This window comes from Pseudomonas sp. BJP69 (genome assembly GCF_007633355.1).
Lineage (GTDB): Bacteria > Pseudomonadota > Gammaproteobacteria > Pseudomonadales > Pseudomonadaceae > Aquipseudomonas > Aquipseudomonas juntendi.
In genome coordinates this window covers 2,058,556-2,071,302 of sequence record NZ_CP041933.1, presented here as the reverse complement: position 1 = coordinate 2,071,302, position 12,747 = coordinate 2,058,556, and the positions used below count along the sequence as shown (strand labels likewise).

The window sequence follows — 12,747 nt, the reverse complement described above, 5'->3', positions numbered from 1 at the left end:
GAAGCGTATGATCAGGTGCTGATTCTATCGCTACCGGCACTGCCAGCGGTGGCTGGGCAGCCGCTGCAGGCGCCACCCGGCCCCTTGTAGCCCGTCACTGGAACCGGTACGCCAAACCCGCCCCCGCGTACCATGAGCGCCCAGGCGCGGCCTCGTAGTAACGCCCATTGCTGTCGCCGACGATCACCGACCCTACATATTGCCGGTCGAACAGGTTGTCCAAGCGCACCAGCTGGTGGAATGTCCACGGGCCGACATGCTGCTCGAAGCGCGTACGCCAATTGAACACGGCATAGGCCGGCGCCGCCTTGGCAGCGTTGCTGTCGTCGACATACACCTTGCTGCGGTACTGCCCTTCCAGGCCCATGCTGACCGCCGCCACCGGCTTCCACAGCACCTCGCCATACAGGTTGTCCTGGGGCACACCTGGCAGGCGGTTGCCACGTGCGATGGCCTGGCTGACGTTTTCGGCATAGCGCGCGTCGGTGCGGGTGTACACCACAGTGGCCTGCCACTGGTCGTTCCAATCCTGCTGCAGGCGGGCCTCGAAGCCACGCCGAAGGGTACGCCCGGCATTGCGATAGCTGGTTCGGCCGTCCGTCGCACGGTCCACGACAATTTCGTCTTCGGTCTGGATCTGGTAGACGGCGGCGTCCAGCCGCGTGCGCTCGCTCAGCCGGTACTTCAGGCCCGTTTCATACTGCATGCTGGTGGCAGGCTCGAGCCCGAAGTTGAAGCGTTCGTCCGCTCCCGGTGCATAGGCCATCTCGGCCTGCGTGGGGGTTTCGAAGCCTTTGCCGACACTCACGTAACCACGCAAATCAGGGGTGAAGGCGTACATCACAGACAGCGAAGGGGTGGCTTGCTGATACCGTTTGGAGCCGCTGGCGTCACCGTTGGCCAGGTAATGGTCATCGACGCGCATGTTCATGCTGCTGTAGCGCAAGCCCAGCTCGCTGGTCCAGTTACCGATTTCCCAGTGCGCCTGAAGGTAAGGGTCCAGGCTGGTGGCGGTGTCCTGCTCGTCACGTCGCAACTCGCCTTTCACACCCAACTGGTCAGCGCTGAAGTTCTGGTAGCCACGGCGGTCATCCTTGCTCTGGTCGTAATCGGCGCCAAGGGTCAGGGTGAGATTGCCGGGCACCTGGGCAACCGGCTGGATCCAGCGCAGCGTACCGCCCTGGAACTGCCGATCGAAGTCGACCACGCCACCCCCGCGCTGGCTGTTCGAGACCACCGTCTTGGGAATGGACAGGTACTGCACCACCCGGCGCTGCCCGGCGTACAGGTTCAGCTGCAACGTGGCGTCACCTACGTAGCGCTCATAGTTCATGCCCAACTGCTGGTGGTCGATGCTCTTGCGCGTGTCATAGGTTTGCGCCACTGCCGCGCTGGAGCGCGGGTCGTGCTTGTAGGCTTCCCAGGTCTGCCCCAGAGGGTCCTGGGTGCCGTTCTGTTCCAGGCTGCTGTAGATCAGTGCCAGGCGCGATTCGCTATCCGGCTTGAAATGGACCTTGGCGAAGGTCTGGTCACGGCGCGCCGCGCTGTGGTCACGGTAGCCGTCGGTGTCCATGCGCGACGCATCCAGCAGGAAACCGGCCGTGTCGTTACCGCCCTCGGCGCTCAGGTGGTTCTTGTTGAAACCGTCGCTGCCGAAGGTGGTTTCGGCACCTATCTGGGCAGGGCCCTGGCCGTCGCGGCTGAACATCTGGATAACCCCACCGGCGTTGCTGCCGTACAGGGTGGCGGCCGGGCCGCGCAACACCTCGATGCGCTCGGCCACATCCAGGTTGAGCGTGGCCGCTTGCCCTTGACCGTCGGGAGTACTGGCCGGGATCCCATCGCTGATCAGCTTGATGCCCCGCACCCCGAAGGCCGAGCGGGCGCCGTAGCCTCGCGAAGAAACCTGCAGGTCCTGGGCGTAGTTTTGGCGGTTCTGCACCACCAGCCCTGGCACCTTGCCCAGCACTTCCGACAGGTTGACGCCCAACTGGCCGTCAGTGCCACGGGACAAGTCGATAGTATCGACCGAGAACGGCAGGTCGAACGTACGGGTGGGCAGGTAGGCACCGCTCACCACCAGCGGCTCGATCACCACGGCGGTGGGGGCATCGGCCCAGGCATCGTCAAGCGCACCAAAGTCGCCGGCAATCAGCAGGACCAGGCCTGTAGAGGTAGGAAAACGAGAAAGAAATCGATACATGCGCAGCTTCCGAAAATGGCCGCCATTACACCAGACCCGCACCGACAGTGCGAACCCTCTGGCCAGCCTCGCCGGATTTTCCCTGACAAGCTGTTGCGAAATTGCTTACGCTGAAATACTGTACGCACATACAGCACAACAAGGATATTCCTGTGTCCAGCACCGCCTCCGCCACCCCAAGCAGCTACGTTCAGCTGGGTGTTCGCATCCAGAAGATAATCAACAGCCCCACCGCCCAACGCAGCCGCGCCGCGCTGATCTTCCGCCTGGAACAGGAAAGCCCGGACGACTGGGAAACCCTGCTCGGGGAAATTGCCGAGAACGACAACGTCACCCTTGCCCACCGTGACGATGGCGGCGTGCAGATTTTCTGGACGGTGCCGAAGGAAGACTGACCAGGCATGAGCGCTGCGCTTTTCGCTGCTACCGGCCTGCGCCTGCTGTGCCGCCCAGGGGAGCACCATCAGGTCAAGGTCAAGACAGCCGCTCAAACAACGGCAAACCATTCACCTGCGGCCGAGCGAATAGATACCCTTGCATCAAATCAATTCCCAGCGCCGCCAGTGCTTGGCACTCTTCGTCAGTCTCGATCCCCTCGGCAATCAGCGTAATGCCCAACCGCTCGGCCACCAATACGATACCGGCGACGATGGCTTGGCGAACCACATCCTGGTTGACTCCCCGAGTGAGAGCCATATCCAGCTTGAGCACAGCCGGCTGAAATTCTGCGAGCAGATTCAGCCCTGAGTAACCCGAGCCAAAATCATCTATTGCAGTGGTGAAGCCCTGTCGCTCGTACTCCTTGAAGATCGACTTCAAGTGCTCGGTGTCCTCGATCCGCTCGCCTTCGGTCACTTCGAACATCAGCAGATTGGCGGGGAAGTCGAATGTGACTGTGGCCTCCAAGGTAGCCCGGATGCAGGTGCTGGCACGGTAGACGGCATTGGGCAGAAAATTGATGCTCAATTTACAGTCTTTCTGGCGCCCCAAGCCCAGACCAGCCGCTTGCTCGATGGCCTTCACGCGGCAGGCCTGATCAAAGCGGTACAGGTTGTCGGGAGTTACCTTGGCCAAAATTTGCGCAGCGCTTTCACCGTTCACACCGCGAACCAGTGCCTCGTAGGCGAACGGCCTGCCTGAAGGCACATGGATTATGGGCTGGAACGCCATGGTAATGTCGAAACCCAGGCTAGCGAGGTCACGACATTGGGAGCAGCCAATCGCTAGAAAGGGCTGGGGGAACACTGGCTTGCTCATGGGCTATGTCGAGGTCACGGAGTATGGCGGTTCAGAATGCTTGAATCTGCATCTTATGCCAAGTCAACCTCAAGGCTTGCGGCTGAACTAACGAAGTGCCTGCAGGTAAGCGCTGGCCTCGCGATAGCGCGCCAGCCGCGCCAGGTCGGCAGGGCCTGGGCAGGGAATACGCGAAAGGTCACTGTTGTCGGCCAGGTCAGCCAGTTTGACCGTGCGCGCCAGCGGGTCGTCGCCCAGGCGCACGACAAAGTCCTGATAAGCTTCGCCTTCACGCCGGCTGAGCGCCAGCAGGGCTGCGAGAATTTTCAGCGCGAAGTCCTCCCGCGCCAGGTCGGAGAGGGTCAGCGGGGTATCCTCGATCACATCGTGGAGCACCGCAACAATGCGCTGTTCCGGTGTGGCAACCCGCAGCATCACACGTAAAGGGTGAAGGATATACGCCGCCCCACCCTTGTCGTATTGCCCTTCATGCGCCCTGGCGGCCACGGCTATGGCCCGCTCCAGTGTCGACATCAGGCGCCCCCCATTTCAGCCTCTCCCTACCCAAGCATAGCCAATACTGTGCGCAAGGTGCCTATCATGCGCCTTGGGAGCGGGTTGGCCGCGCAGGTCAGCGCGCTGCGCCGTGCTGGATGACCACCGAGTCGGTGCCCAATTTGGCCATGACTTCGTCGCGGCGGGCCTGCGCCTCTTCGCGAGTAGGGAACGGCCCCATCAGCACCACCGGCTTGCCATCGCGGTATTCCACCGACGACGGGATGCCCTTTTCGATCAGGCGGGCCGTCATGTCGCTGAGCGCGCCCATGTTGGCGCCCTGCACCACCTCCACATCCCAGCCTTCGGGTGCCGGCTGGTCGGCCAGCGCTTCGGCGCGACGCTGCAGGTCGGCACCGCCGCACAGTTCGCGGATACGCAGGTTGTTGCCGGTCTCGTCCACGATAATGTCGTACTGGCCATCGCGCTTGAACGCCACGTAGCTGCGGTAGGCCTCGTACTGCCCGGCATCGTCCTTGCCACGGACCTGGCCGCAGATGGTGCCCTGGGTGTCGATCCGCACGTTGCCGAACTTGGCCGTTTTGGGGTTGTGCAAGTGTTCAGCCACCTGCTTGTGCACGCCCTCGACCTCGTTCTCACAGCCCGCCAGGGCGAGCACTGCCATTACTACAGCCAGTTTACGCACGCATGTACCTCCCGTTTCGAAGGGGCGGATTCTAGCATGCTGCGCGCTGGCCGAAGCGTGACCAAAGGTTACAGGCTGCTTCACGCGCACATGCAAAAAGGGCGATCATTGCTGATCGCCCTTTCTGGAATTTGGTAGGCACAATTGGACTCGAACCAACGACCCCCACCATGTCAAGGTGGTGCTCTAACCAACTGAGCTATGTGCCTGTCGTGTGGTGCGCATCTTAGTGATCAAGTGCGCGCCTGTAAAGCGTTTTTTTCAGAAAAATCAAAAACTTTCGCAGTTTCCCGGTGTTGCAGCCAACCGCCGGAAAAACCAATGAAAAAAGGGGTGACCCTTGCGGATCACCCCTTCTTCGATTTGGTAGGCACAATTGGACTCGAACCAACGACCCCCACCATGTCAAGGTGGTGCTCTAACCAACTGAGCTATGTGCCTGTCGTGTGGTGCGCATTCTACGCAATTGGAAAAGCCTGTCAACACTTTTTTTCGCGCTAAGCTACTGAATCTAAACCTCTTTATAGAGAAGGGTCGCTTGCGACTGTGTGAGGGATTTTCAACAGACGACTAGCGGGTGTTTATTATTATTGATAGCATCGCTACATTCGTTAAAAATATAAAACACGAGGTTCCTGCAGCATGGCTAACACCCCCTACCCCCAGTCCTACTACGCCGCCTCGGCCAACCCGGTGCCGCCACGTCCGGCGCTGCAGGGTGAGGTGGAAACCGATGTATGCATCATCGGCGCCGGCTACACCGGCCTGTCCAGCGCCCTGTTCCTGCTGGAGAACGGCTTCAAGGTGAGCATCGTCGAAGCCGCCAAGGTCGGCTTCGGTGCCTCGGGCCGCAACGGTGGCCAGATCGTCAACAGCTACAGCCGCGACATCGACGTGATCGAACGCACTGTGGGCCCTAAACAGGCCCAGCTGCTGGGCCACATGGCCTTCGAGGGCGGGCGTATCATTCGCGAGCGCGTGGCCAAGTACAACATCCAGTGCGACCTGAAGGACGGCGGCGTTTTCGCCGCGCTCACCAGCAAGCAGATGGGCCACCTGGAATCGCAAAAGCGCCTTTGGGAGCGTTTCGGCCACAACCAGCTGGAACTGATGGACCAGAAGCGCATCCGCGAGGTCGTGGCCTGCGACAGCTACGTCGGCGGCATGCTCGACATGAGCGGCGGTCACATCCACCCGCTGAACCTGGCCCTGGGCGAAGCTGCAGCGGTCGAGTCGCTGGGCGGCATCATCTATGAGCAAACCCCGGCCGTGCGCATCGAGCGCGGCGCCAACCCTGTGGTGCATACCCCACAAGGCAAGGTCCGCGCCAAATTCATCATCGTCGCTGGCAACGCCTACCTGGGCAACCTGGTGCCAGAGCTGGCCGCCAAATCCATGCCATGCGGCACCCAGGTGATCACCACCGAACCCCTGGGCGAAGAGCTGGCGCGCACCCTGCTGCCGCAGGACTACTGCGTGGAAGATTGCAACTACCTGCTCGACTATTACCGCCTGACCAGCGACAAGCGCCTGATCTTCGGCGGTGGCGTGGTGTACGGCGCACGTGACCCGGCCAACATCGAAGCAATCATCCGCCCGAAGATGCTCAAGGCCTTCCCGCAACTGAAGAACGTGAAAATCGACTACGCCTGGACCGGCAACTTCCTGCTGACCCTGTCGCGCCTGCCACAGGTAGGTCGCATCGGCGACAACATCTATTACTCCCAGGGGTGCTCGGGCCACGGCGTGACCTATACCCACCTGGCGGGCAAGGTGCTGGCCGAAGCCCTGCGCGGCCAGGCCGAGCGTTTCGACGCTTTCGCCGGCCTGCCGCACTACCCGTTCCCAGGCGGCCAGATGCTGCGCGTGCCGTTCAGCGCTATCGGTGCCTGGTACTACAGCCTGCGCGACCGCCTGGGCTTCTGATGTAGCGGGCCTCCTCGGGGCGGGACCCGCTCCTCCATGGGGCTGTGCGGTGCGCACACGCTCCGTGGAGGGTCGGGTCTGCCTGCGAAAAGGCCATGATGGGAACGATCATTTGTTCAGGCTGTTCACCGCCTGCTTCGCCGCGATTTCCTGCCCCGCCCGCGACAACTCTTCCGCCGCCTGCAACCAGCGCTGCCTATCCACTTCAGCCGGCAATTGCCGTGGCGGCTGCACCAGCACTGCCCAACTGCCCTGCTCGGCCCACGCCGAAGCGAACGCGTCGAATGCCATCATGTGCCGGCGGTGCATGCCCGAGCGCAGCAGTACCCGCTGCTTGTAGCGGTCATAACCGATCAGCACCGCATAGCGCGGCTCGCCCCACCAGGCGGAACCGTCTTCGTAGCGCAAGAGTACCGGGTTGCCCGCCGCCACTTGGGTCAACAGCGCATCCAGTTGCTTGTCCAGGCGGTACACCACCATGCCGTAATCCCGCGCCACGCTAGGGATGGCGGTACCCAGTGCGTCGGCACCCTGTGGCAGGTTCAGGGGCTTGTCCAGCAGCCCCGGGGTAATCGGTGCCCCCTGTTGCGACAACACTGCTGCCAGGGCCATGGCGCCGCTATGGTTGGCGTTGCCCCGGTAGAACGGCACGCTGCTGATTTCGACCCGTTGCGGCAGGCCTTTGAGATTGGCGGGCGGCGCGCTGGCACAGCCCGCCAGGCTGGCTGCCACGATGAAGGCCGACAGCAGCCGCCGGGCGCTCTTGAAGGAGGATTGCTGCATGGACACTCGCTTGTTCCAACGCCAGGCAGGCAGCGCCCAGCTCTGGCCACTGATCATAGGTCCGACGACGGCGCGGGTATAGTCCGACAGCGGCTTGGAGCGAATCGGACTCAGAGATAGACCTTTGTTCGATGGAACGTCCCAGGCGAAAGGCTAGACTAAATCAGTGTCTGGAACGCAAACGCCGGTCAATCTGGCGTTTGCCGCAGCGATGGAGGCACAGATGAGCCTGACCCTGGCAATCCTCATGCTGGTCGGCATGTGGCTGAGCGTCGCAGCCGCCATGCTATGGGGTGTACTACGTATCGTGCGGCGTCATGCACAGCCCAATCAACAACCGCCGCAGGTGCCGGCCAAAACCCGGCACGTACAGCGAGCACGGCGGCCTGCGGGCGTGCACTGACCGTGCAGCATTCAGCAGCCAAACGGGGCGCAAAGCGCCCCGCTGCCCACCGTCAATGCTCAGCTGCCTCACGCTTGAGCCGCGCCCTGCGTGCGAGAATGTTGAGGATCTCGATCGCGGTGGAGAACGCCATCGCAGCGTACACGTAGCCTTTGGGCACATGGGCACCAAACCCTTCGGCAATCAGCGTCATACCGATCATGATCAGGAAGCCCAGGGCCAGCATCACGACTGTCGGGTTGTCGTTGATGAAGTTGGCCAGTGGGTCGGCCGCGACCATCATCACGATCACGGCAGTGATGACGGCGATGATCATGATCGGCAGGTGCTCGGTCATGCCCACGGCGGTGATGATGCTGTCTACCGAGAACACGATATCCAGCAGCAGGATCTGGAAGATCGCCGCAGCGAAGCCCAAGGTCACCGTGGAGCCCACCTTGGCCTCTTCCTTGGCACCGTGCGGGTCGACGTTTTCGTGAATTTCCTTGGTAGCCTTCCACAACAGGAACAGGCCACCCGCAATCAGGATCATGTCTTTCCACGAGAACGCATTGCCGAACACTTCGAATACAGGGTCGGTCAGCTGGACGATCCAGGCCACCGTGCTGAGCAACGCCAGGCGCATGATCAGGGCCATGCTGATGCCAATGCGTCGCGCCTTGGAACGGTACGCCACCGGCAACTTGTTGGTCAGGATCGAGATGAAGATCAGGTTGTCGATGCCCAGTACGATTTCCATGGCCACCAGCGTAGCCAGGGCAATCCAGGCGGTAGGGCTAGCGGCGAGTTCCAGCAGATATTCCATTGTTCACATCCTGCAACGGCGGTTGGGGTCAGATTTCCTGGCTTTTTTCGTTCTTTTCAGCTTGCACGGGCTTCTGCCCTTCACTGCCAATGGCTTCGCTCAGCGCCCGCTGGGCGGCCTTGTTGGTGTCGTCGATGGCCTGCTTGGCCGATTGAGCAGCTTGGTCGAGCATCTGCTGGGCGGACTTCTCGGCCTGGTCGCAACCAGCCAGGGCAAACAGCGCCAGGGCCAGTACCAGCGGCGTGCCGATGGATTTCAAGTGCAGCATGGGTTCCTCGCTTGTGGTGACTTCAGCAGCGCACGAGGCGCCTGATAACGAAGGATTCTAGACACGCCGATACATCAGGAAAATTCGTATTTTCAACGGTTATACTTCGGGTTTTACGAATCGGGAAAACAGCGTGCTCAACTACCGCCAGTTGCACTACTTCTGGGCAGTGGCCAGGACCGGCAGCATCGCCCGCGCCAGCGAACAGCTGAACCTGACCCCGCAAACCATCAGCGGGCAAATCAGCCTGTTCGAACACACCTACGGCCTGGAGTTGTTCCAGCGCGTGGGGCGGCAGCTGGAGCTGACCGAAACCGGCCGCCAGACGCTGGCTTATGCCGAACAGATGTTCCAGCTTGGTGGCGAACTGGAGGCCATGCTGCGTGCCGGGCCACAGGAGCAGATCCTGTTCCGCGTGGGCGTAGCCGATGTGGTACCCAAGTCCATCGTCTATCGCCTGCTGGCCCCGACCATGGAGCTGGACGACGTGCTGCGCATCAATTGCCGCGAAGACAAGCTCGAACGGCTGCTCGGCGACCTGGCCATCCAGCGCCTGGACCTGGTGATTTCCGACAGCCCCATGCCGAACAACCTGGATATCAAGGGCTACAGCCAGAAGCTTGGCGAATGCGGCCTGAGTTTTTTTGCCACCCCTGCATTGGCCAAGCGCTACCCGGGTGCCTTTCCTGCCTGCTTGCAGGACGCCCCCCTGCTGATTCCCGGCCAGGAAACCGTGGTGCGCAGCCGCTTGCTGCGGTGGCTGGGCGAGCAGCAGGTGCAGCCCCGCATTGTCGGCGAGTTCGATGACAGCGCATTGATGCAGGCCTTCGGCCAGTCGGGCAGCGGCATCTTCGTTGCACCCAGTGTGATCGCCGAGGAAGTGTGCCGACAGTACGGCGTGCAACTGATCGGGCAGACCGAGGCTGTGCATGAGTCGTTCTATGCCATTTCGGTGGAGCGCAAGGTCAAGCACCCGGGGATCGTGGCGATTACCGAGGGGGCACGGCGAGAGCTGTTCCACTGGTGACCGGGCTGGTTCGCACGGCCTCGCCTGCATTCGCTTGCGGGGCGGCACTGGCCGCGAAACGTGCCGGGCCGCTCGGCAAGGCTCTGTGCTAAAGTCCCGCCCTTTACAGAATCCGAGATAACGCTGCACATGACCTCTGTTTTCCGCCTCCTCAACCGTACCAGCCTGGTGACGCAGATCGTCATCGGCTTGCTCGCCGGTATCGCCCTGGCCCTGCTGGCCCCCAGCGTGGCCGGCGACCTGGCCTTCCTCGGCAAGGTCTTCGTCAGTGCCCTCAAGGCAGTGGCACCTGTACTGGTATTCATTCTGGTCATGGCTTCGATCGCCAACCACCGGCATGGCCAGGAAACCCACATTCGCCCGATCCTGTGGCTTTACCTGCTGGGCACTTTCGCCGCGGCATTGGTGGCCGTGATCGCCAGCACGCTGTTCCCCTCATCATTGGTGCTCAGCACCGGCGAAGCCACGCTCAGCGCACCGGGCGGCATTACCGAGGTACTGCAGAACCTGTTGCTGAGCGCGGTCGACAACCCGATCAACGCCCTGCTCAACGCCAATTTCATCGGCGTGCTGACCTGGGCCGTGGGCCTGGGCGTGGCCTTGCGCCATGCGGGCGACACCACGCGCACCGTGGTCGAGGACCTGTCCAACGGTGTCACCCTGATCGTGCGTGTAGTCATCCGCTTTGCCCCGCTGGGCATCTTCGGCCTGGTCAGCGCGACCTTGGCTCAATCCGGCCTGAACGCCTTGCTCGGCTACCTGCACCTGCTGGCAGTGCTGATCGGCAGCATGCTGTTCGTGGCGCTGGTGATGAACCCGCTGATCGTGTACTGGAAAATCCGCCGCAACCCGTTCCCGCTGACCTTGCTGTGCCTGCGCGAAAGCGGCATCACCGCGTTCTTCACCCGTAGTTCGGCGGCCAATATCCCGGTCAACCTGGCACTGTCAGAGCGCCTTGGCTTGCATGAAGACACCTATTCGGTGTCGATCCCGCTGGGTGCCACCATCAACATGGCCGGTGCGGCGATCACCATCACCGTGCTGACGCTGGCCGCAGTGCATACCCTGGGTATCCCGGTCGACCTGCCGACAGCGTTGCTGCTCAGCGTGGTGGCAGCCGTCTGTGCCTGCGGTGCCTCCGGCGTGGCAGGGGGGTCGCTGCTGCTGATTCCGCTGGCGTGCAGCCTGTTCGGCATCCCCAGCGAAATTGCCATGCAGGTGGTTGCGGTGGGCTTCATCATCGGGGTGTTGCAGGATTCGGCGGAGACCGCGCTGAACTCCTCCACCGATGTGCTGTTCACGGCCGCGGCGTGCCTGGCTGAAGAGCGGCGTAGCGTCTAATGTCGGTCAGTCAAGCGATTGGGGCCGCTTTGCGGCCCATCGCCGGCAAGCCGGGCTCCCACAGGAGCAACGCAGACCTCAAGCTTAGCGCGGTCCTGTGGGAGATTCTATGGTTCCTGGCAAGGGTAGCCGGAGCATCTTCAGCGCCTGTGAGATCGAGCGCCGCCCGCGCGGCGCAATCGCGAGCTGCGCTCGCTCCTACGTTTGTTTCGGGCCAGTAACGCCTGTGACAGGCGCGCGCGGCCGCCTTGTTTGTACGGCGCGATATTGAGGCATGCACCAAGGCGTTCGCGCGCGAATCCCACAGGAATAATTGGCCCGAAACAAACGTAGGAGCGAGCGCAGCTCGCGATTGCGCCGCGCGGGCGGCGCTCGATCTCACAGGCGCTGCCATACCTTGTGGCAAACACCTGTCAGCCCTAAGGCGATCCCTGTGGGAGCTGGCTTGCCGGCGATGGGCTGCATCCCCGCGTCTTGACTGACCGGCATTCGGCGTAGCGCCTGATTTTCTTCGGGCTGCTGGCCGGAGGCGGCTCACCCGCTCTCACCAGCAGCCGCAATTGCCTTACACGATGGCATTACCTACCCTAGTGGCCTTTCCCCAGTAATGAGACAGGGCCATGTCAGAATACGAAACCGCCGGTGAAGGCCGCTTGAGCAGCACCGAGATCCGTGTCCTCGGCGCGTTGATTGAAAAGCAGGCCACCAGCCCGGAGAGCTACCCGCTGACCCTCAACGCCCTGGTCCTGGCCTGCAACCAGAAGACCAGCCGCGAGCCCGTCATGAACCTTACCCCAGGCCAGGTCGGCCAGGCCTTGCGCAACCTTGAAGCGCAGGGCATGACCCGCCTGCAGATGGGCAGCCGCGCCGATCGCTGGGAGCAGCGGGTGGACAAGGCCCTGGAGCTGGTACCGGCGCAACTGGTGCTGATGGGCCTGATGTTCCTGCGCGGCCCGCAGACCCTCAACGAACTGCTGACCCGCAGCAACCGCCTGCATGATTTCGACGACACCGAGCAGATCCAGCACCAGCTGGAGCGCCTGATCTCGCGCGACCTGGCCTTGCACCTGCCACGCCAGGCGGGCCAGCGCGAAGACCGTTATACCCATGCGTTGGGCGACCCGGCGGAGATCGAGGCGATTCTTGCTGCACGTCAGCAGGAGGGCGGCCAGCGCAGCAGTGGCAGCAGCGTGTCGGAGGAGCGTATTGAAGCGCTTGAAGCCCGCATCGCAGCGCTGGAAGCGCGCCTGGCAGACTTGGAAGGCTAGGCGGTCACGGCTCGGGGTCGGGGAAGTTGCGGCAGCTTTTGCGCTCGGCCAGCTCCCGGTCGCTGGGGCGCTGGTCGACGAATACGGTGCGACCGTCGGCGTAGATTTCCAGGTAACCCCAATGCAGGTCCTGCTCCGTCTGGCCGGGCTTGGGCGGGACTAGCCACCAGGGTTCGCGGCTGATCAGCGTCATGATACGGCTTCCTGAGGGTGGATGCCGTAAGCATAGACAGCCTGGGTTTGATGCCTTGCGAGTGCTGGCCTTTTCGCGGCTAGAGCCGCTCCT

Annotated in this window: 14 protein-coding genes and 2 tRNA genes; 6 read left to right on the top strand and 10 right to left on the bottom strand. The window is 62.4% G+C overall.

Annotated elements, in window-relative coordinates:
• Positions 1–94: 94 nt before the first annotated feature.
• Positions 95–2,203, bottom strand: coding sequence for a TonB-dependent receptor (locus tag FPB55_RS09525; RefSeq protein WP_125855156.1), 2,109 nt, complete (start codon positions 2,201–2,203; stop codon positions 95–97).
• A gap of 152 nt (positions 2,204–2,355) precedes the next feature.
• On the opposite strand from FPB55_RS09525, the gene FPB55_RS09520 reads away from it, so the two are divergent.
• Positions 2,356–2,598, top strand: coding sequence for a DUF1654 domain-containing protein (locus FPB55_RS09520; protein ID WP_009682781.1), 243 nt, complete (start codon positions 2,356–2,358; stop codon positions 2,596–2,598).
• 79 nt (positions 2,599–2,677) lie between these two features.
• Here FPB55_RS09520 and FPB55_RS09515 read toward each other — a convergent pair whose 3' ends face one another.
• From FPB55_RS09515 to FPB55_RS09495, 5 genes are all read right to left on the bottom strand, one after another.
• Positions 2,678–3,460 carry an EAL domain-containing protein gene (locus FPB55_RS09515; RefSeq protein WP_009682780.1) on the bottom strand — a complete coding sequence of 261 codons (783 nt, stop codon included), beginning with the start codon at positions 3,458–3,460 and terminating at the stop codon, positions 2,678–2,680.
• Between the two features lie 87 nt (positions 3,461–3,547).
• A complete protein-coding gene (locus FPB55_RS09510; protein WP_125855157.1) occupies positions 3,548–3,973 on the bottom strand; it encodes an HD domain-containing protein in 426 nt (141 codons plus the stop codon).
• A 97-nt stretch (positions 3,974–4,070) separates the two neighbouring features.
• Positions 4,071–4,640, bottom strand: coding sequence for an SPOR domain-containing protein (locus tag FPB55_RS09505; RefSeq protein ID WP_029884966.1), 570 nt, complete (start codon positions 4,638–4,640; stop codon positions 4,071–4,073).
• A gap of 132 nt (positions 4,641–4,772) precedes the next feature.
• A tRNA-Val gene (locus FPB55_RS09500) sits at positions 4,773–4,849 on the bottom strand.
• 155 nt (positions 4,850–5,004) lie between these two features.
• Positions 5,005–5,081: transfer RNA gene (locus tag FPB55_RS09495), tRNA-Val, on the bottom strand.
• Between the two features lie 201 nt (positions 5,082–5,282).
• Here FPB55_RS09495 and FPB55_RS09490 point away from each other — a divergent pair.
• Positions 5,283–6,566 carry an FAD-binding oxidoreductase gene (locus FPB55_RS09490; RefSeq protein ID WP_009682777.1) on the top strand — a complete coding sequence of 428 codons (1,284 nt, stop codon included), beginning with the start codon at positions 5,283–5,285 and terminating at the stop codon, positions 6,564–6,566.
• Between the two features lie 108 nt (positions 6,567–6,674).
• Here FPB55_RS09490 and FPB55_RS09485 read toward each other — a convergent pair whose 3' ends face one another.
• Positions 6,675–7,406, bottom strand: a complete 732-nt coding sequence (locus FPB55_RS09485) for a peptidase C39 family protein (RefSeq protein WP_125855158.1) — start codon at positions 7,404–7,406, stop codon at positions 6,675–6,677.
• A 166-nt stretch (positions 7,407–7,572) separates the two neighbouring features.
• Here FPB55_RS09485 and FPB55_RS09480 point away from each other — a divergent pair, with 166 nt between their 5' ends.
• Positions 7,573–7,752: a hypothetical protein gene (locus FPB55_RS09480; RefSeq protein ID WP_009682774.1), complete on the top strand. Its 180-nt coding sequence runs from the start codon at positions 7,573–7,575 to the stop codon at positions 7,750–7,752.
• Positions 7,753–7,804: 52 nt separating this feature from the next.
• On the opposite strand, the gene FPB55_RS09475 is transcribed toward FPB55_RS09480, so the two are convergent.
• Together FPB55_RS09475 and FPB55_RS09470 are read right to left on the bottom strand one after the other, a co-directional pair.
• A complete protein-coding gene (locus FPB55_RS09475) occupies positions 7,805–8,557 on the bottom strand; it encodes a TerC family protein (protein WP_009682773.1) in 753 nt (250 codons plus the stop codon).
• 28 nt (positions 8,558–8,585) lie between these two features.
• Complete coding sequence (locus FPB55_RS09470) at positions 8,586–8,825, bottom strand: hypothetical protein (RefSeq protein ID WP_009682772.1); 240 nt, start codon at positions 8,823–8,825, stop codon at positions 8,586–8,588.
• Between the two features lie 133 nt (positions 8,826–8,958).
• Here FPB55_RS09470 and nhaR point away from each other — a divergent pair, with 133 nt between their 5' ends.
• The 3 genes from nhaR (at position 8,959) to FPB55_RS09455 (ending at position 12,461) form a co-directional block, all read left to right on the top strand.
• Positions 8,959–9,852 carry a transcriptional activator NhaR gene (gene nhaR / locus FPB55_RS09465; RefSeq protein WP_009682771.1) on the top strand — a complete coding sequence of 298 codons (894 nt, stop codon included), beginning with the start codon at positions 8,959–8,961 and terminating at the stop codon, positions 9,850–9,852.
• 129 nt (positions 9,853–9,981) lie between these two features.
• Positions 9,982–11,193, top strand: a complete 1,212-nt coding sequence (gene sstT, locus FPB55_RS09460; RefSeq protein ID WP_009682770.1) for a serine/threonine transporter SstT — start codon at positions 9,982–9,984, stop codon at positions 11,191–11,193.
• Between the two features lie 620 nt (positions 11,194–11,813).
• On the top strand, positions 11,814–12,461 hold the full coding sequence (locus FPB55_RS09455) for a DUF480 domain-containing protein (protein WP_029886311.1): 648 nt from the start codon (positions 11,814–11,816) through the stop codon (positions 12,459–12,461).
• Positions 12,462–12,465: 4 nt separating this feature from the next.
• Here FPB55_RS09455 and FPB55_RS09450 read toward each other — a convergent pair whose 3' ends face one another.
• The gene (locus tag FPB55_RS09450) at positions 12,466–12,654 is read right to left on the bottom strand and encodes a hypothetical protein (protein ID WP_029886312.1); all 189 of its coding nucleotides are present in this window, start codon (positions 12,652–12,654) and stop codon (positions 12,466–12,468) included.
• Between the last annotated feature and the right edge of the window lie 93 nt (positions 12,655–12,747).

Coding starts and splice junctions, on each gene's coding strand:
- FPB55_RS09525 (WP_125855156.1), bottom strand. CDS start 2,203: ATGTATCGATTTCTTTCTCGTTTTCCTACCTCTACAGGCCTGGTCCTG.
- FPB55_RS09515 (WP_009682780.1), bottom strand. CDS start 3,460: ATGAGCAAGCCAGTGTTCCCCCAGCCCTTTCTAGCGATTGGCTGCTCC.
- FPB55_RS09510 (WP_125855157.1), bottom strand. CDS start 3,973: ATGTCGACACTGGAGCGGGCCATAGCCGTGGCCGCCAGGGCGCATGAA.
- FPB55_RS09490 (WP_009682777.1), top strand. CDS start 5,283: ATGGCTAACACCCCCTACCCCCAGTCCTACTACGCCGCCTCGGCCAAC.
- FPB55_RS09485 (WP_125855158.1), bottom strand. CDS start 7,406: ATGATCAGTGGCCAGAGCTGGGCGCTGCCTGCCTGGCGTTGGAACAAG.
- FPB55_RS09480 (WP_009682774.1), top strand. CDS start 7,573: ATGAGCCTGACCCTGGCAATCCTCATGCTGGTCGGCATGTGGCTGAGC.
- FPB55_RS09475 (WP_009682773.1), bottom strand. CDS start 8,557: ATGGAATATCTGCTGGAACTCGCCGCTAGCCCTACCGCCTGGATTGCC.
- FPB55_RS09470 (WP_009682772.1), bottom strand. CDS start 8,825: ATGCTGCACTTGAAATCCATCGGCACGCCGCTGGTACTGGCCCTGGCG.
- sstT (WP_009682770.1), top strand. CDS start 9,982: ATGACCTCTGTTTTCCGCCTCCTCAACCGTACCAGCCTGGTGACGCAG.
- FPB55_RS09455 (WP_029886311.1), top strand. CDS start 11,814: ATGTCAGAATACGAAACCGCCGGTGAAGGCCGCTTGAGCAGCACCGAG.
- FPB55_RS09450 (WP_029886312.1), bottom strand. CDS start 12,654: ATGACGCTGATCAGCCGCGAACCCTGGTGGCTAGTCCCGCCCAAGCCC.